The sequence below is a fragment of the Rhodopseudomonas palustris genome, assembly GCF_007005445.1.
Classification (GTDB): Bacteria; Pseudomonadota; Alphaproteobacteria; order Rhizobiales; family Xanthobacteraceae; genus Rhodopseudomonas; species Rhodopseudomonas palustris_G.
Genome location: NZ_CP041387.1, coordinates 93505 through 111016, shown reverse-complemented (window position 1 = coordinate 111016; position 17512 = coordinate 93505). Strand labels below are relative to the sequence as shown.

Annotated in this window: 13 protein-coding genes; 6 read left to right on the top strand and 7 right to left on the bottom strand. The window is 65.2% G+C overall.

The window, feature by feature from the left end:
• Positions 1–30: 30 nt before the first annotated feature.
• The 6 genes from FLL57_RS00505 to FLL57_RS00480 form a co-directional block, all read right to left on the bottom strand.
• Positions 31–1050 carry a WD40 repeat domain-containing protein gene (locus FLL57_RS00505; RefSeq protein ID WP_013500813.1) on the bottom strand — a complete coding sequence of 340 codons (1020 nt, stop codon included), beginning with the start codon at positions 1048–1050 and terminating at the stop codon, positions 31–33.
• Positions 1047–2096, bottom strand: coding sequence for a CobW family GTP-binding protein (locus tag FLL57_RS00500; RefSeq protein ID WP_142881859.1), 1050 nt, complete (start codon positions 2094–2096; stop codon positions 1047–1049). The genes FLL57_RS00505 and FLL57_RS00500 overlap by 4 nt, the downstream gene beginning before the upstream one ends.
• Positions 2097–2218: 122 nt before the next feature.
• Positions 2219–3124, bottom strand: coding sequence for a metal ABC transporter substrate-binding protein (locus FLL57_RS00495; protein WP_013500811.1), 906 nt, complete (start codon positions 3122–3124; stop codon positions 2219–2221).
• 5 nt (positions 3125–3129) lie between these two features.
• Entirely contained in the window at positions 3130–3999 is an 870-nt protein-coding gene (locus tag FLL57_RS00490) for a metal ABC transporter permease (protein WP_013500810.1), read from the bottom strand.
• 8 nt (positions 4000–4007) lie between these two features.
• Positions 4008–4757 (bottom strand): metal ABC transporter ATP-binding protein, encoded by a 750-nt coding sequence (locus FLL57_RS00485; protein WP_013500809.1) that lies wholly within the window; start codon positions 4755–4757, stop codon positions 4008–4010.
• A gap of 2 nt (positions 4758–4759) precedes the next feature.
• Entirely contained in the window at positions 4760–4951 is a 192-nt protein-coding gene (locus tag FLL57_RS00480; RefSeq protein WP_041807693.1) for a hypothetical protein, read from the bottom strand.
• A 371-nt stretch (positions 4952–5322) separates the two neighbouring features.
• On the opposite strand from FLL57_RS00480, the gene FLL57_RS00475 reads away from it, so the two are divergent.
• The 5 genes from FLL57_RS00475 (at position 5323) to FLL57_RS00455 (ending at position 14736) form a co-directional block, all read left to right on the top strand.
• On the top strand, positions 5323–6030 hold the full coding sequence (locus FLL57_RS00475; protein WP_142881857.1) for an outer membrane protein: 708 nt from the start codon (positions 5323–5325) through the stop codon (positions 6028–6030).
• 224 nt (positions 6031–6254) lie between these two features.
• Entirely contained in the window at positions 6255–8393 is a 2139-nt protein-coding gene (locus FLL57_RS00470; protein WP_013500807.1) for a methyl-accepting chemotaxis protein, read from the top strand.
• 140 nt (positions 8394–8533) lie between these two features.
• On the top strand, positions 8534–9595 hold the full coding sequence (locus FLL57_RS00465; RefSeq protein WP_142881856.1) for an MBL fold metallo-hydrolase: 1062 nt from the start codon (positions 8534–8536) through the stop codon (positions 9593–9595).
• 224 nt (positions 9596–9819) lie between these two features.
• Positions 9820–11049 carry a 5-aminolevulinate synthase gene (hemA, locus tag FLL57_RS00460; protein WP_013500805.1) on the top strand — a complete coding sequence of 410 codons (1230 nt, stop codon included), beginning with the start codon at positions 9820–9822 and terminating at the stop codon, positions 11047–11049.
• Between the two features lie 177 nt (positions 11050–11226).
• Positions 11227–14736 (top strand): hybrid sensor histidine kinase/response regulator, encoded by a 3510-nt coding sequence (locus FLL57_RS00455; protein ID WP_142881855.1) that lies wholly within the window; start codon positions 11227–11229, stop codon positions 14734–14736.
• 87 nt (positions 14737–14823) lie between these two features.
• Here FLL57_RS00455 and FLL57_RS00450 read toward each other — a convergent pair whose 3' ends face one another.
• Positions 14824–15501: a response regulator transcription factor gene (locus FLL57_RS00450; RefSeq protein ID WP_013500803.1), complete on the bottom strand. Its 678-nt coding sequence runs from the start codon at positions 15499–15501 to the stop codon at positions 14824–14826.
• Between the two features lie 335 nt (positions 15502–15836).
• On the opposite strand from FLL57_RS00450, the gene FLL57_RS00445 reads away from it, so the two are divergent.
• Positions 15837–17501: an MFS transporter gene (locus FLL57_RS00445; RefSeq protein ID WP_047309313.1), complete on the top strand. Its 1665-nt coding sequence runs from the start codon at positions 15837–15839 to the stop codon at positions 17499–17501.
• The last annotated feature ends 11 nt before the right edge of the window (positions 17502–17512 follow it).

The following is a 17512-nucleotide window of genomic DNA, read 5'->3' as shown; positions in this document are numbered from 1 at the left end:
AGTCGTCCGCAGTCGAAAGACGGCTTCCTCTTACAGCGGAAGGATGCCGGCCGCACCATCCTCGTCGGAAAACGCCAGCAGCGTGCCCTTGGCGTTCCAGGCCAATGCGGCGACCGGTGGGGTGCCGTTGCGCCGGGCGAGAATTTCGGCGCCGTCGCTCATCCGCACCAGCAGCACGGTGCCGTCGCTGTAGCCGGCGGCGAAGATGTCGTTCTTGGGATGACAGGCGACGGCGCTGACCCGTGCCTCGAGCGGCCCCAGCATCGCCGGCTGCTTGCCCATCGGCCCGTCCTTGCTGGCGAACGGCCAGATGATCACCGCATCGGCGCCGGAGGTGGCGAGCCCCTTGCCGCCGACCGTCCAGGCCATCGACCGCACCCGCCCCGGATAGCCGGTCATCCGCATGTGCTTGGAGTCCGCGAGTCGCCAGCCGTGCAGCGCCGGCTCGTGCATCGCGGTGACCAGGAAGCGGTTGTCGGGACTGAACATCACGCCGAGATGCGAGCCCGCCCATTCGAGCACTTCGGCGTTGCCGGCCATGTTGGGAAACCACAGCGTCACACCGTTGTAGTGCGCGATCGCGAGCCGCAGCCCCTTTGGCGCGAAGGCGAGGCCGCCGACCGTGGACGGCACCTCGAAAGACTTGTCCTCGGCCTTCGGAGCGCGGACATAGGCGATCTTGCCGGCCGACCACGCCACCGCGCCGTCCGGATGCAGCGCGACATTGTCGATCCAGCGCCGCTTGGCATCGGTGGCGAAGGTCTCAGACTTGCCCGAGCCGTCCAGCAGCATCACCTTGCCGTCGTCGCCGCCGGTAACGATGCGCTTGCCGTCGCAGGCCACGCTGAGGATGCCACCGCCGTGCAGCGCAACGGTCGAGACGGTGCCGTCTGCGGTCACCAGTGTCGCGTTCTCCTCGGTGCCGACGAACACCGCGGTGTCGCCGAGGAAGTGAACCGCGCCGGCGCCGCCTTCGACCGTGACCGGCTTCACCCGATCGGTGACCGAGGCGATCGACCCGGCTTCGCCGGGCGTATCGAAGCCGCTCATGACGCGATGCACTTGTCGAAGCCGTCGCGGATCGCCTGTTCGGGCAGATCGCGACCGATGAACACCACGCGGCTCTCGCGCACCTCGCCGTCCCGCCAGGCGCGCTGATGATCGCCTTCCAGCATCATGTGCACACCCTGGAATACGTAGCGGTCGTCATCGCCCCTGAAGGCGAGGATGCCCTTGGAGCGCAGGATCTTGCCGCCTTCGGTCTGCACCAATTGCTGCAGCCAGGGCATGAACTTGGCAGGGTCGAGCGGCTTGTCGCTCTTCAGCGACAGCGATTGCATGTGCTCGTCGTGGTAGTGCTTCAGACCGTGGCCGTGATGATGGTCGTGGCCGTGGTGATGGTGACCATGGTCGTGATCATGATGGTGGTCGTGATCGTCGGCCTCGAGGAAGTCCGGCTCGATCTCGAGAATCCGGTCGAGATCGAACGCGCCGCGCTCCAGCACATCGGCGAGCGCGACCTGGCAGCGCTCGGTGCGATGCAGCTTGGCGTAGGGGTTGATCGCGCGGATCCGGGCCTCGACCTCGGCGAGTTCGGCGGGCGTCACCAGATCGGTCTTGTTCAGCACGATGACGTCGGCGAACGCGATCTGGTTCTTGGCTTCCGGCGCATCCTTCAGCCGCTCGCTCAGCCATTTGGCGTCGGCGACGGTGACCACCGCATCGAGCCGGGCGGCGTTCTGCACGTCCTCGTCGACGAAGAAGGTCTGCGCCACCGGCGCCGGATCGGCGAGCCCGGTGGTTTCGACGATGATCGCGTCGAACTTGCCCTTGCGCTTCATCAGTCCGGCGAGAATCCGCACCAGGTCGCCACGCACGGTGCAGCAGACGCACCCGTTGTTCATCTCGAACACTTCTTCGTCGGCCCCGATAATCAGGTCGTTGTCGATGCCGATCTCGCCGAACTCGTTGACGATCACCGCATACTTCTTGCCGTGATTCTCCGACAGGATGCGGTTCAGCAGCGTCGTCTTGCCGGCACCGAGATAGCCGGTGAGGACGGTGACGGGAATCTTCGAGGCGGCGGTAGAGGTCATCAGCACTTGCTCCAGCACGGAGCCCCGGCCTGAACACACGGCTTGCGCGTCTCGAAGGTCGGGGCCGGAAATGGCGGGGACCGCGCTCCGCCGGGTTGCCGGATGCAGCGGGACCGGGGCCGCTAACTGCTCAGCGCGCCGGTCAGCGTCTTTATATTGTGCCTGACCATGTCAATGTAAGTGGGAGCTTCGCCGTTTTCGGCCGTCAGACTGTCGGAATACAGCGTGCCGCCGATCTTGGCGCCGGTCTCGGCGCTGATCCGCTGCATCAGCCGCGGATCGCTGATGTTCTCCAGGAACACCGCCGGCACCTTGTCCTTGCGGATCTGCTTGATGATGGTGGCGACATCGCGGGCGCTGGCCTCGGATTCGGTCGAAACACCCTGCGGGGCGATGAAGGTCACGCCGTAGGCGTCGGCGAAATAGCCGAACGCCTCATGGGTCGAGATCACCTTGCGGCGGGCGGCGGGGATCGCCGCGACGGCGGCGCGGACGTCGCGGTCGAGCGCATCGAGCTTGGCGAGATAGGCCTCGGCATTGGCCTTGTAGGCATCGGCGCCGGCCGGATCGGCGGCGATCAGCGCATCGCGGATGTTCGTCACGTAGATCTTGGCATTGCCGACCGACTGCCAGGCGTGCGGGTCGGTCTTGCCGTGGTCGTGACCACCGTGACCGTGATCATGGTCGTCGTCCGCGGCGCGCGGCTTGACGCCCTTGGTCGCGGTCACGATGGTCGCCTTGCCGCCGGACGACTTCACCAGCCGGGGCAGCCAGCCTTCGAGACCGAGGCCGTTGACCACCACCAGCCTGGCGTCTGCGATGGTCTTGGCGTCGGTCGGCGACGGAGTATAGACGTGGGCGTCGCCGTTCGGCCCGACCAGCGTCGCGACCTCGATCCGATCACCACCGACGTTGCGGACGAAATCGCCGAGAATCGAAAAACTCGCGACCACACGGACCCGGTCGTCCGCCTGCGCCGGCGCCGCCATCAGCAGCGCCGCAATCAGCATCACACCCCAACGAATCATCGCACTCAAGCCTCCAGGTGGCGACCGGGAAAGAGCTTGCGAACCACGCCCCCGGACCGGCCGAAGAAAAGCGAAAACAGATAGATCGCCGCAGCGACCAGAATGATCGCGGGCCCCGACGGCAGGCCGGCGTGATACGACAGCACCAGGCCGCAATAGCCCGACAGCATCGCGCTGCCGACCGCCACCAGCATCATCCCGGAGATGTCGCGCGCCCAGAATTTGGCGATGCCGGCCGGCAGGATCATCAGCCCGACCGCCAGCAGCGTGCCGAGCGCGTGAAAGCCGTTGACCAGATTGATCACCACCAGCGCCATGAAGATCAGATGCGCTGGGGCGCCGGCGCGGCTGACGGTGCGCAGGAACAGCGGATCGACGCACTCGATCACCAGCGGTCGCCAGATCACCGCCAGCGCCACCAGCGTCAGCGTGGCATTGAAAGCAATCACCAGCAGGGTGCGGTCGTCCATCGCCAGGATGTTGCCGAACAGCACATGCAGCAGATCGATATTGGTGCCACGCATCGACACGATGGTGACGCCGAGCGCCAGCGACACCAGATAGAACGCCGCCAGCGAGGCGTCTTCTTTCAGTTCGGTGACGCGCGACACCAGGCCGGCGAGAATCGCCACCGCGAAGCCGGCGATCAGGCCGCCGAAGGTCATCGCGAACAGGTTCAGCCCGGACAGCAGGAAGCCGATCGCCGCGCCGGGCAGAATGGCGTGGGCCATTGCGTCGCCGACCAGGCTCATCCGGCGCAGCATCAGGAACACGCCGATCGGCGCGCCGCCGAGCGACAGCGCGACGATGCCTGCGAGTGCCCGGCGCATGAATTCAAACTCGGTGAACGGCGCCACCAGCGCCTGATCCAGCATCATCGGTCTCAGGCTGCCTGCGACGCGGCGGTGCAAGCGGCAGCGCTGTCGTCGAACGCCTCGCACATCCGCCGCGCCTCGGTCTGGTTGTCGGTCGTCAACACCTCGGCGGTCGTGCCCCAGGCCACCGCGGTCCGCGCCAGCAGCAGCGTCTGCGGGAAGCTGGCATGCACCAGATCGAGATCATGCAGCGCCGCGATCACGGTTCGCCCCTCCTCGTGCCAGCGCCGCACCAGATTGACGAGGTCGGCCGTGGTCCGTGCATCAACGGCGTTAAACGGCTCGTCGAGCACGATGACACGGGCGTCCTGCAGCAGCACGCGGGCGAACAGCATGCGCTGCATCTGGCCGCCCGACAGGGTGCCGATGTTCCGGGTTTCGAATCCCGACAGGCCGACCGCCGCCAGGGCGCGAGCGATCCGGTTCTTGGCGTCGCGGCCGAGGCTGCCGAACGCACCGGTCGACCGCCACAGCCCGGTCCCGACGAAATCGAACACGGAAATCGGAAACGAGCGATCGATCTCGGCGCTTTGCGGCAGATAGGCGATGTCGCGGACATCGATGCCGTTGCGATCGATCGAGCCTGACAGCGGCTTGAGGATGCCCACGATCCCGCGAAACAGAGTCGATTTTCCGGCGCCGTTCGGGCCGACCACGGCCAGCAGCGTGCCGGCAGCGATCTGCCCGGAGAGGTGATGCACCGCCGGGTGGCGGTCGTAACCAAGGGTCACGTCATGGAAGGAGAGTTGCGCCGGCATCGTCACCTCATCGCCACCAGCACCAGCGCCCACAGCGCGGCGCTCATGGCCAGCGCCGCGGCGATTCGGCTGGCGAGGCCCATCCTCAGGAGCGACCAAGGGGCGGCCTGCGGTGGGTGCGGCGATTCAACGCCGTGAACGTGCACGCGGACATTCCCGGCCGGGTGGGAAAGAGAAGAAGGAGATTTGCTCACGCCCATCCATCCGGAAGGTATCGTCGATCACTCGTTATACTATAACATCATCACGCCAACTGCTGGCAAGCGTCCACGAGCGCACATAACCGTCATAAATCAAAGCCTTAAACACGCCCTCCCGCAGCGCCGCAAATTTGAGCAGATGTAAAAATCTGACGCCCTTTCGGGCGGCAGGCCCGGTTCCGAATTAAGGCGGAATTTAGATCTATTTAAGGTTCCATTAGCCATAAAAAATTGTGCCCAGTCATGAGGTTAGTTCCAAACGGAGTGTGGCCTCCCGGTGACAGCATTTTGCGTCAAATCCCGCTAAGTCATTCGGCAGATGGCGCCGACGAACGGTGCGTCTGACAAAGTCTGGAGACAATGACATGAAGAAGATTCTGCTCGGCACCGTGGCCCTGATCGCCCTCGGCGCGGCCCCGGCCGTCGCCGCGGACCTCGCCGCCCGCCCGTACACCAAGGCTCCGGCCTACGCCCCGGCCCCGATCTACAACTGGACCGGCTTCTACATCGGTGGTCACATCGGTGGCGCCTTCTCGGGCGACAACAGCATCGGCACCGGCGTCACCGCCTCCGACAACGGCAAGTTCCTCGGCGGTGTGCAGGCCGGTTACGACTGGCAGTTCGCTCCGAACTGGGTGCTCGGTGTTGAAGGCCAGTACTCCTGGCTGAGCGGCACCAACCAGTCGGTGGCGTTTGTTGACGGCCTCGGCAACAGCTACCTGTTCTCTGACAACCAGCGTGGTCTGGCCTCGGTCACCGGCCGGCTCGGCTACACCTGGGGTCCGGCGCTGCTCTACGTCAAGGGCGGTTGGGCTTACGCCGACTACAGCACCAGCCTGACCGTCAACGGCTTCGGCGTTGCGGTCGACAGCAAGACCGACGGCTACACCGTCGGTGGCGGTCTCGAATACCTGTTCGCTCCGAACTGGTCGGGCAAGATCGAGTACCAGTACTACGACTTCGGCAACGTCAACCTCGGCAACGGCTTCTCGGCCAAGAACGACGAGCACGTGGTCAAGGCCGGCCTGAACTACCGCTTCAACTGGGGCGGTCCGGTCGTCGCCAAGTACTAAGACCTGATCACTTCCTCTTCTGGAAGTTGGAAAGGGCCGGCCTCGCGCCGGCCCTTTTTCATTTTTGAAACCATGCCAGACGGTACCGAACCAATCGCTCAAACAGCGACCAATCCTCGTAAGAACACGTGAAGAATATTAACCCCCTAATCTGATACTTCCGCCGGCATCCAGGCGATCGACGCAAGTTTGCAGAGAATCGCAAAGAGTCAGGTGGGGGAAATATGTCCGGGAAATTCGCGAAGCTCCGACGTCTGCGGCCGACTTTTCCGCAATTCGGAATTCGCGGCAGTTTGTTCGCCGCATTCACCGTGATTGCCGGCATGGCGATCCTGATCAGCGCCTGGGCAGGATTCAGCCTGCACCAGCTCGGTCAAACCATGTCCGGGCTCAGCGGACGCGACATTCCCAAGCTCGCAGCCAGCCTGCAGCTCGCCGCCGAGAGCGAGAGGCTCGCCAGCCAGGCGCCGATCCTGCTCGAATCGATGTCGGACGAACAGCTTCGCGCACGCTCGTCACGGATGAAGGCGGCGCAGCAGGTCGCCATGGAAAAGCTCGCCGACATCACCACTTTTGGCGGTGAAAAAGCAGTGGTGTCGGCCCTCACCGAGACATTGAGGAGCATCGACGACACCATCCGCAGCCTCGGCTCCGCGGCCCAGGAACGGGTCGACCTGACCACCCAACACGCCAAACTTTACGAGGAGCTGCGCCGCTCGCACGACGCCTTCATCGCGGTCGCCAATCCGGCGATGCTCGACGCGCAGACGCAGATGAACGCGGTGCTCGGCTCGGTCGACCTGTCTCAGGACGAAGCAACCGCCGCCGGACGGCGAATCGAACAGCTCGGCACCATCATCGCTCTCAGCAATCTGATCGCCTCTGACCTGATGGCAGCGCTGTCCGCCTCGGGCACCGACCAGCTCGACCCGGCCGAAGCCAGCTTCAAGGAAGCCCGTCAGGTGGTGAACGCCAATCTCGACGGTCTCCCCGAGAACCAGACGACGGCCGGGATCAAGGCCGCAGCGCAGAAGTTGATGGCGCTCGGCGACGGCAAGACCGGGGCATTCAAGCTGCGGCAACTCGAGCTCGACGCCCGCGACTATCGCGATCTGCTGCTCGACGAGACCCGCAAGCTCAATGTCGGCCTCGGCATCAGCGTCAAGCAGCTCGTCGACAGCGTCCGCAACGAAACCACCGTTGGAACGTCGGAGGCGCAGGCGCAGATCTCGCTCGCCACGCAAGCGATGATCACGCTCGGCGCGCTGACCCTGATCGGTTCGGCCTTGTTCGTCTGGCTGTATGTCGGCCGCAGCATCCTGCGCCGGATCGGCGGCCTGCAGAAATCGATGCAAAGCTTGTCGGCCGGCGATCTCGACACCACCATCGAGCGAGGCCAGCGCCGCGACGAGATCGCGGTGATGGCCGAGTCGCTCGAAGTGTTCCGCGACAACATGGTCCGGGCCAGGACCCTGAGCGCCGAGCAGGACAAGGACCGCGCCGCCAAGGCCGAGCGGACGGAACGGATCGAGGCACGGATCGCCGAGTTCGAAGCCACCGTGCGCAGCACGATGGAGAAGCTGCAATCCTCCGCCGACCAGATGCAGGAGACTGCGCACGCGATGGCAACGACGTCGGAGCAGTCGAGCGCGCTGGTGACCACCGTCGCTTCGGCCGCGGAGGAAACCTCGGTCAACGTCCAGACCGTGGCGACGGGAACCGAGCAGCTCGCCTCGTCGATCGCCGAGATCAGCCGCCAGGTCACGACCTCGGCGGAGATCGCCACCCGGGCGGTGCGCGAAGCCGGCGAAACCGACACCACGATGCAGGGCCTCGCGGACAATGCCGAACGGATCAGCGCGGTCATCGACCTGATCCAGAGCATCGCCTCGCAGACCAACCTGCTGGCGCTCAACGCGACGATCGAAGCCGCTCGCGCCGGCGACGCCGGCCGCGGCTTCGCCGTGGTTGCAGCCGAGGTCAAGGATCTCGCCAGCCAAACCGCCAAGGCGACCGAGGAGATCAGGGCGCAGATCGCCGCGATGCAGGGCGTGACCAGCAACGCCGTCGGCGCGATCCGCAACATCGGCCAGACCATCACCTCGATCAACGAGGTGACGACTGCGATCACCGCGGCGGTCGAGGAACAGGGCGCGGCGACTCGCGAGATCGCCCGCAACATCCAGCATGCGGCCGGCGGCACCAGCGAAGTCTCCAGCAATATCGTCGGCGTCAGCGCCGCGGCCTCCCAGGCCGGCTCGGCCGCCTCCGAGGTGCTGAACGCCTCCGGCTCGCTGCGCCAGGAAGCGGCGCTGCTGCGGCAGGAAATCGACGCCTTCCTGGTCAATATCCGCGCCGCGTGACCGACATCCGGATCGAACGGCCGATGGCGTACGCCCCGGCCGTTCGATCCAGCCCTGTGATCGCCGCAACCGGCCCGGCGGTTTTTCGGCTGGCGCCGCCGCTCCGCTCCCGCTAAGCCGGATCAGGGAGCCTGCGCCGAATGCATAAGAAGACCGACGCCACCACGCCGCACGACGAACTCCATTATCTGCTGGAAAGCCACCCGGGACCGGAGCAGGCGGTCGAGATCGTGCCCGGCGTGCTTTGGCTCCGGCTAAAGCTGCCGTTCCGCCTCAACCATGTGAACATCTACCTGCTCGCCGATGGCGACGGCTGGGCGATGGTCGATACCGGGTTCGGCAACGACGCCACCATCGCGGCCTGGGAAACGCTGTTCGACGGCGCCCTCGCCGGCTTCAAGATCAGCCGGGTGATCGTCACCCATGCGCATCCCGATCATGTCGGCATGGCCGGATGGATCGTGCAGCGGTTCGGCTGCCCGTTCTACATGTCGCAGATCGAATATCTGCAGGGCGTGTATCACCAGAACCGGCGCACCGACGAACGGCTGGTCAACAATCGCGCATTCTTCCAGCGGCACGGCATTGACGAAAATGTGATCGAGCAATTGGTCGGACGCGGTCAGGACTATCTGAAGAAGACCGTACCGCTGCCGGCAGCCTATCGTCGCCTCTCGAAGGGGCAGGACATCACGATCGGCGAGCGAACGTTTCGCATCATCACCGGCGCCGGCCATTCGCCGGATCAGGTGATGCTGTATTGCGCGGCCGACAAACTATTTGTTTCCGCCGATCAGGTGCTGAGCAAGATCTCGCCGAACGTCAGCGTCTGGGCGCACGAACCCGACGAAGACGCGCTCGGCTCGTATCTGGCCTCGCTTGCCGAGCTCGAGACGCGGCTTCCCGACGACGTGCTGGTGCTGCCGGGACACGGCCTGCCGTTCACCGGCGTGAAGATTCGTATCCGCCAGCTCGCCGATCATCATGAGGAGCGTTGCGGACTGATCGCCGACGCTTGTCGCGAAAGGCCGATGAATTCGGCCGAACTGGTGCCGGTGGTGTTTCACAAACACGTGCTCGATGCGCACCAGACCGGTTTCGCGGTCGGCGAGCTGATCGCCCACGTCAACTACATGCTGGGCCAGAATCGCCTGCAGGTGGCACCGTTCTCCGATGGCGTGCTGAGGTTCACGACCACTTGAGGTTTCGCCCCCGCTGTCCGCGTGTTCCCGGACAAGCCGCCACGCCGCTCTCCGCACCATTGATCTTCATCAAGCAATCACCTGCGAAAGCAGTGATATGGATCGCATCCGGCGCGGCTCGATGGTCGACTTGCGCCTCGACTTCGGTGATGGAAGAGTTCAAATAGTTCGCCGGCCGATACGGCGTTCTGTCGTTCGATCCGCCTCCCCAACAGGTCATCGCGATGCAGTACAATCAGTTCTTTCAAGACGCTCTCACCCGCCTCCACGACGAGCGTCGTTACCGGGTGTTCGCCGATCTCGAGCGGATGGCCGGCAGGTTCCCACACGCCACCTGGCATTCGAACTCCGGACCTCGCGATGTCGTGATCTGGTGTTCGAACGATTACTTGGGCATGGGCCAACACCCGAAGGTGGTCGGCGCCATGGTCGAGACTGCGACCCGGATCGGTACCGGTGCCGGCGGCACCCGCAACATCGCCGGCACGCATCATCCGCTGGTACAGCTCGAGCAGGAGATCGCTTCGCTGCACGGCAAGGAAGCGGCACTGCTGTTCACCTCGGGCTACGTCTCCAACCAGACCGGCCTGTCGACGCTCGGCAAGCTGATCCCGAATTGCCTGATCCTGTCGGACGCGCTGAACCACAACTCGATGATCGAAGGCATCCGCCAGTCGGGTTGCGAGCGCGTGGTGTGGCGCCACAATGATACGGCGCATCTCGAGGAACTGCTGATCGCCGCCGGTCCGGACCGGCCGAAGCTGATCGCCTTCGAGAGCCTGTACTCGATGGACGGCGACACCGCCCCGCTGGCGAAGATCTGCGACCTCGCCGAGAAGTACAACGCGATGACCTATTGCGACGAGGTGCACGCGGTCGGCATGTACGGCGCGCACGGTGCCGGCGTCGCCGAGCGTGACGGCGTGATGGCCCGCATCGACATCATCGAAGCGACCCTGGCCAAGGCGTTCGGCTGCCTCGGCGGCTACATCACCGGCAAGACCGAAGTGATCGACGCGGTACGGTCCTACGCTCCGGGCTTCATCTTCACCACCGCGCTGCCGCCGCCGATCTGCGCCGCGGCAACTGCGGCGATCAAGCATCTGCGCGCCTCGACCTGGGAGCGCGAACGTCATCAGGACCGCGCCGCCCGCGTCAAGGCGGTGCTGAACAACGCCGGCATTCCGGTGATGCCGACCGACACCCACATCGTGCCGGTGTTCGTCGGCGACGCCGAGAAGTGCAAGAAGGCGTCCGACCTGCTGCTCGATCAGCATGGCATCTACATCCAGCCGATCAACTACCCGACCGTCGCCCGCGGCCTGGAGCGGCTGCGGATCACGCCGTCGCCGTATCACGACGACAAGCTGATCGACGCGCTGGCGGAAGCGCTGGTGCAGGTCTGGAACGATCTGGACCTGCCGCTCGGCGCCAAGGCGATCGCAGCGGAGTAATCCCGCATCGCTGGCGCGACGCGGTGACGAGTTTTCGGCGGGGGCGCCCGCGGCTGGGAAAATCCCTGTCGCGGGCGCCCCTTCGAGTTTGGTAGAGTGGCGACCGCGTCCCGTGGGCCTCTGTCGGCCCGGGCGGGGTGACCGTTCATCCGCCTGGCGCGAGGGAGCACGACCGCGATGCTGCACGACTGGGGCGTGATCGCAGCCGCCCTCGCCTACATCGGGTTTCTGTTCTACGTCGCGAGCTGGGGCGATCGGCTGTCGCAAGGCCAGCGCGAACGTGCCGGCGTCCTGATCTATCCGCTGTCGCTGGCGATCTACTGCACCTCCTGGACGTTCTTCGGCTCGGTCGGTTTCGCCAGTCGATCGAGCTTCGATTTTCTGGCCATCTATCTCGGCCCGATCCTGCTGGTCGTGGCCGCGGCGCCGCTGCTGCGCCGCGTCATCCGGCTGGCTAAATCGCAGAACATCACCTCGATCGCCGACTTCATCGCGGCACGCTACGGCAAGAGCCAGAAGGTCGCCGCCGCGGTGGCGATCATCGCCATCATCGGCTCGGTGCCCTATATCGCGCTGCAACTGAAAGCGGTGTCGTCATCGCTACAGACCATCCTGGGCGACAATCACAACATCGCCGACATCCCGATCGTCGGCGATCTTGCGCTGATCGTGGCGATGGCGATGGCGGTGTTCACCGTGCTGTTCGGCACCCGCCAGGCCAGCGCCACCGAACATCAGCACGGGCTGATGCTCGCGGTCGCCACCGAGTCGATCGTCAAGCTGGTGGCGTTTCTCGCCGCCGGAATCTTCGTCACCTTCTGGATGTTCAGCCCGTCTGCGCTGATCGAGAGGGCGATGCAGATGCCCGAGGCGGTCCGCGCCCTCGACCAGACCTCGCCGGCCAACTTCCTGACCATGACGGCGCTGTCGTTCTGCGCCTTCATGATGCTGCCACGGCAATTTCACGTCAGCGTGGTCGAGAATTCCAACGATGCCGAGGTCGGCCGCGCCCGCTGGCTGTTTCCGCTGTATCTGGTCGCAATCAACCTGTTCGTGATTCCGATCGCGCTCGCCGGACTGGTCAAATTCCCGTTCGGCAAGGTCGACAGCGACATGTACGTGCTGGCGCTGCCGATCGAAGCCAACGCGCCGATGCTCAGCGTCGCGGTGTTCATCGGCGGATTGTCGGCCGCCACCGCGATGGTGATCGTCGAATGCGTGGCGCTGGCGGTGATGGTGTCGAACGATCTGGTGATGCCGCTGGTGCTGAAGCGCCAGGGCGCGCCGCGCCCCTACGAGCAGCGCAATTTCGGCAGCTTCCTGCTGACGGTGCGGCGGGTCGCGATTTTCGCGATTCTGATCCTGGCCTATCTGTACTACCGGGCGCTCGGCAACACCCAGCTCGCTGCGATCGGATTGCTGTCGTTCGCGGCGATCGCGCAATTCGCCCCGGCATTCTTCGGCGGCCTGATCTGGCGCCGCGCCACCGCACGGGGCGCGATCGGCGGGCTCGTGGTCGGATTCGTGGTGTGGGCCTACACGCTGTTCATCCCGAGCTTCATGGAGAACTCGACCGCCGGGCTGCTGCTGTTGCAGCACGGCCCCTGGGGCATCGAGGCGCTGCGGCCGCAGGCGCTGTTCGGCGCCGACCTGCCGCCGTTGCTGCACGGGGTGCTGTGGAGCCTGTCGCTCAATCTTGTCGCCTACATCGTGCTGTCGCTGCTGCGGCAACCGTCGTCGATCGAGCGGCTGCAGGCCGAAGTGTTCGTGCCCGACGCGTTGACGCCGATGACGCCGGCGTTCCGGCGCTGGCGCACCACCGTCACGGTGCAGGACATCGTCGGCGCAGTGTCGCAATATCTCGGCCCGGAGCGTGCCCGGGACTCGTTCCGCAGCTTCGCCACCGGCCGCCGCATCACGCTCGATCCGGCCGCGCCGGCGGATTTCGAGCTGCTCAAGCACGCCGAGCATCTGATCGCCTCGTCGATCGGCGCGGCGTCGTCGCGGCTGGTGCTGTCGCTGCTGCTCCGCAAGCGGACGGTGTCGGCGGAAGCGGCGCTGAAGCTGCTCGACGATTCCCACGCGGCGCTGCACTTCAATCGCGAGATCCTGCAGACCGCGCTGAACCACGTCCGGCAGGGCATCGCGGTGTTCAATCCCGAGTTGCAACTGATCTGCTCGAACCGGCAGTTCGGCGAGATCCTCGGGCTGCCGCCGCACATCATCCAGATCGGCATTCCGCTGATCGAAATCCTGGAATTCCTCGCCAGCAACAGCATCGCCCCGACCGACGCCGAAGCTCACACCCAGATGCGGATGGCGGCCTACACCACCGAGGGCGAGCCGTTCATCGAGCGGTTTCCGGACCGCCATTTGGTGGTCGAGGTCCGCGCCAACCGGATGCCCGACGGCGGGCTGGTGATCACCTTCTCCGACGTCACCCCGAGTTTCGAAGCCGCCGAGGCGCTGGAGCGGGCCAACGCCACGCTGGAACGCCGGGTGCGTGAACGCACCGAGGAGCTGACCCGGCTGAATTCGCAGCTCGCCTTGGCCAAGAGCACGGCCGAAGAAGCCAACATCTCCAAGACCCGTTTTCTCGCCGCCGCCAGCCACGACATCCTGCAGCCGCTCAACGCGGCACGGCTTTACGCCACCAGCCTGGTGGAGCGCCAGAACGGCGGCGAAGACTCCCGGCTGGTCGAGAATATCGACGAATCGCTGCAGGCGATCGAGGAAATCATCGGCGCGCTGCTCGACATCTCCCGGCTCGACGCCGGCGCGATGACGCCGTCGCTGTCGAACTTCGTGATCGGCGATCTGATGCGATCGCTGGAGATCGAATTCGCCCCGACCGCGCGCGCCAAGGGGCTGGATCTGACCTTCGTGCCGTGTTCGCTGCCGGTCCGGTCGGACCGGCTGATGCTGCGGCGGCTGCTGCAGAACCTGATCTCCAACGCGATCAAATACACCCCGCAGGGCCGGGTGCTGGTCGGCTGCCGGCGTCAGGGGCAGTCGCTCCGGATCGGCATCTACGACACCGGCGTCGGCGTGCCGATCCTCAAGCGCGGCGAGATCTTCAAGGAGTTCCACCGGCTCGAACAGGGCGCGCGGATCGCCCGCGGTCTCGGCCTCGGGCTGTCGATCGTCGAGCGGCTGGCGCGGGTGCTCGACCACGGCATCGCGCTGGATTCCAATCGCGGCGGCGGCTCCTGCTTCTCGGTGACGGTCCCGGTCGCCGAAGTGGTCAACCACACCGCGGCGGTGACCAGCGCGACGCCGCTGTCACGCGCCTCGATGAGCGGCATGCTGGTGGTGTGCATCGAGAACGATCCGGCGATCCTCGACGGCATGAAGACGCTGCTGACCACCTGGGACGCCAAGGTGATCGCGGTCGCCGATCCGGAAGCCGCGATCCGGGCGATCGAGAGCAGCGAGCACCGCGTCACCGGCCTGTTGGTCGACTACCACCTCGACCGCGGCAACGGCATCGCCGCGATCCGCGAGATCCGCCAGCGCTTCGGCCAGAGCATCCCGGCGATCCTGATCACCGCCGACCGCAGCCCCGGCGTCCGCGCCTCCGCGCGTCAGGAAGAGATCGCAGTGCTGAACAAGCCGGTGAAGGCCGCCTCGCTGCGCGCGCTGCTGAGCCAGTGGCACGCCCAGCAGCAGGTGGTGGCGGCGGAGTGATCACTTATCCCGGCACACGGACCTCAACCTGAGGAGACCGCGCGGCGCGCCGTCTCGAAGGATGAGCTGGGTACAAAACGACTGACTTTACGACGCGATCGGCTCTTCCTGGCGCCACTGGCTGCCGGAGATCTTGGCGGCGGCGATCACCGCCTGGGTGCGGCTTTCGACCCCGAGCTTCTGCAGGATCGCCGAGACGTGGGCCTTGATGGTGGCTTCCGAGACGCCGAGCTCATAGGCGATCTGCTTGTTGAGCAGGCCTTCGGACAGCATCATCAGCACCCGGACCTGCTGCGGCGTCAGCGTCACCAGCCGGTCGCGAAGCTTGGAGGTCTCGGGATCGGCCGCCGCCGACAGGTCGACATCCGGCGGCACCCAGACGTCGCCGTCCAGCACCCGCAGGATCGCCTCGCCGAGCTTCTCGACGCCGAACCGCTTCGGCACGAAGCCGGAGGCGCCGAAATCCAGCGAGCGGCGGATGGTCTCGACGTCGTCGCTGGCGGACACGACCACCACCGGGATCGCCGGGTATTGCGCCCGCAGATAGATCAGCCCGGAAAAACCGCTGATCCCCGGCATCTTCAGGTCGAGCAGCACCAGGTCGACATCGCCCTCGCGCTCGAGCATCGCCGTCAGATCCTCGAACGACCCGACCTCGTCTATTTTCGCCGCCGAGACCACGCTCGCGACCGCCAAACGGAGCGCATCGCGGAACAACGGGTGGTCATCGGCAATGATCAAATGCGTGCTGGCGGGGGTGCTCATGATGTCCCTTACTCGCAAGCTGGAACCAAACCATCACCGCTCCCGGCTCGCCTTAGCGAACCGATGGCAAGATGGGGAGGCAAGTGTCGCCCTGTGCTGGACGGCTGGCAAGGCGGACGTGACTGCCTTGTCCATACCATCATGCCCTCACACGCAGCCGAAAACATTGAGCAAGCGCAACTATGCGGGTTTTCGGCGTCGAAAGTCGTAATGCCGCAGGGCGGCAGCGGTGCTAGCGTACACTGACGCACGATGACCCTGCGCCGCAAAGGCGCGGCCGGTCTCAATAAAAACAACAACATAGCCCTCGAAACAACCCAGGGAGGCACCCTCTGATGGCTACACTTGCCGCGACGAGCAAGCGTTCGGGCGGAATGACCCGCGATGAGCGCTTCGTCATTCTCGCATCTTCGCTCGGCACCGTTTTCGAATGGTATGATTTTTATCTGTACGGCTCGCTGGCCGCGATCATCGGCGCGCAGTTCTTCAGCGCCTATCCGCCGGCCACCCGGGACATCTTCGCGCTGCTGGCCTTCGCCGCCGGCTTCCTGGTCCGTCCGTTCGGCGCGATCGTGTTCGGCCGGGTCGGCGACATCGTTGGCCGCAAATATACCTTCCTTGTCACCATCCTGATCATGGGCCTGTCGACCTTCATCGTCGGCCTCTTGCCGAATGCGGCAACGATCGGCATCGCCGCGCCGATCATCCTGATCAGCCTCCGCCTGCTGCAAGGCCTCGCCCTCGGCGGCGAATACGGCGGCGCCGCGACCTACGTGGCCGAGCATGCTCCGCCCGGCAAGCGCGGCTACTACACCTCGTTCATTCAGACCACAGCAACGCTCGGCCTGTTCATGTCGCTGATGGTCATCCTCGCGACACGAAGCATCGTCGGCGAGGCCGCGTTCGCCGACTGGGGCTGGCGAGTCCCGTTCCTGGTCTCGGTGCTGCTGCTCGGCGTCTCGGTCTGGATCCGGCTGCGGCTGAACGAGTCGCCGGTGTTCAAGAAGATGAAGGAGGAAGGCAAGAGCTCGAAAGCGCCGCTGACCGAAGCCTTCGCCAACTGGGGCAACGCCAAGATCGTCCTGATCGCGCTGCTCGGCGCGGTGATGGGCCAGGGCGTGGTCTGGTACACCGGCCAGTTCTACGCGCTGTTCTTCTTGCAATCGATCCTGAAGGTCGACGGCTACACCTCGAACCTGCTGATCGCGTGGTCGCTGCTGCTCGGCACCGGCTTCTTCATCATCTTCGGCTGGCTGTCGGACAAGATCGGCCGCAAGCCCATCATTCTGGTCGGCTGCCTGATCGCGGCGCTGTCGTTCTTCCCGATCTTCCGGATGATCACCACCTACGCCAACCCGGCACTGGAACGAGCGGTCGAGACCGTCAAGGTCCAGGTCGTCGCCGACCCGGCGGGCTGCGGTGACCTGTTCAATCCGGTCGGCACCCGGGTGTTCAGCGCACCTTGCGACACTGCGCGCGACTTCCTGTCGAAATCGTCGGTCAAGTACTCGACCGTCAGTGGACCGGCCGGCTCCGGCGTCAAGGTTCTGGTGAACGACAAGGAGGTGCCCTACACCGACGCCAAGACCTCCAATCCGCAGGTGCTGGCGGCGGTCCAGGAGGCCGGCTACCCGAAGGCCGGCAACCCCGAGATCATCAAGATGTCGCATCCGTTCGACATCTTCAAAGCCAACGTCGCCGCAGTGATCGGACTGCTGTTCGTTCTGGTGCTGTTCGTCACCATGGTGTACGGGCCGATCGCGGCGCTGCTGGTGGAGCTGTTCCCGACCCGGATCCGCTACACCTCGATGTCGCTGCCCTATCACATCGGCAACGGCTGGTTCGGCGGCCTGCTGCCGGCGACCGCGTTCGCGATCGTCGCCTCGACCGGCGATATCTACGCCGGCCTGTGGTACCCGATCGTGTTCGCGTCGATCACCGTGGTGGTCGGCCTGATCTTCCTGCCGGAGACCAAGAACGTCGACATCAGCAAGACCTGATGATCAGCGGT

Coding starts and splice junctions, on each gene's coding strand:
- FLL57_RS00445 (WP_047309313.1), top strand. CDS start 15,837: ATGGCTACACTTGCCGCGACGAGCAAGCGTTCGGGCGGAATGACCCGC.
- FLL57_RS00485 (WP_013500809.1), bottom strand. CDS start 4,757: ATGCCGGCGCAACTCTCCTTCCATGACGTGACCCTTGGTTACGACCGC.
- FLL57_RS00490 (WP_013500810.1), bottom strand. CDS start 3,999: ATGCTGGATCAGGCGCTGGTGGCGCCGTTCACCGAGTTTGAATTCATG.
- FLL57_RS00505 (WP_013500813.1), bottom strand. CDS start 1,050: ATGAGCGGCTTCGATACGCCCGGCGAAGCCGGGTCGATCGCCTCGGTC.
- FLL57_RS00455 (WP_142881855.1), top strand. CDS start 11,227: ATGCTGCACGACTGGGGCGTGATCGCAGCCGCCCTCGCCTACATCGGG.
- FLL57_RS00450 (WP_013500803.1), bottom strand. CDS start 15,501: ATGAGCACCCCCGCCAGCACGCATTTGATCATTGCCGATGACCACCCG.
- FLL57_RS00475 (WP_142881857.1), top strand. CDS start 5,323: ATGAAGAAGATTCTGCTCGGCACCGTGGCCCTGATCGCCCTCGGCGCG.
- hemA (WP_013500805.1), top strand. CDS start 9,820: ATGCAGTACAATCAGTTCTTTCAAGACGCTCTCACCCGCCTCCACGAC.
- FLL57_RS00470 (WP_013500807.1), top strand. CDS start 6,255: ATGTCCGGGAAATTCGCGAAGCTCCGACGTCTGCGGCCGACTTTTCCG.
- FLL57_RS00465 (WP_142881856.1), top strand. CDS start 8,534: ATGCATAAGAAGACCGACGCCACCACGCCGCACGACGAACTCCATTAT.
- FLL57_RS00500 (WP_142881859.1), bottom strand. CDS start 2,096: ATGACCTCTACCGCCGCCTCGAAGATTCCCGTCACCGTCCTCACCGGC.
- FLL57_RS00495 (WP_013500811.1), bottom strand. CDS start 3,124: ATGATTCGTTGGGGTGTGATGCTGATTGCGGCGCTGCTGATGGCGGCG.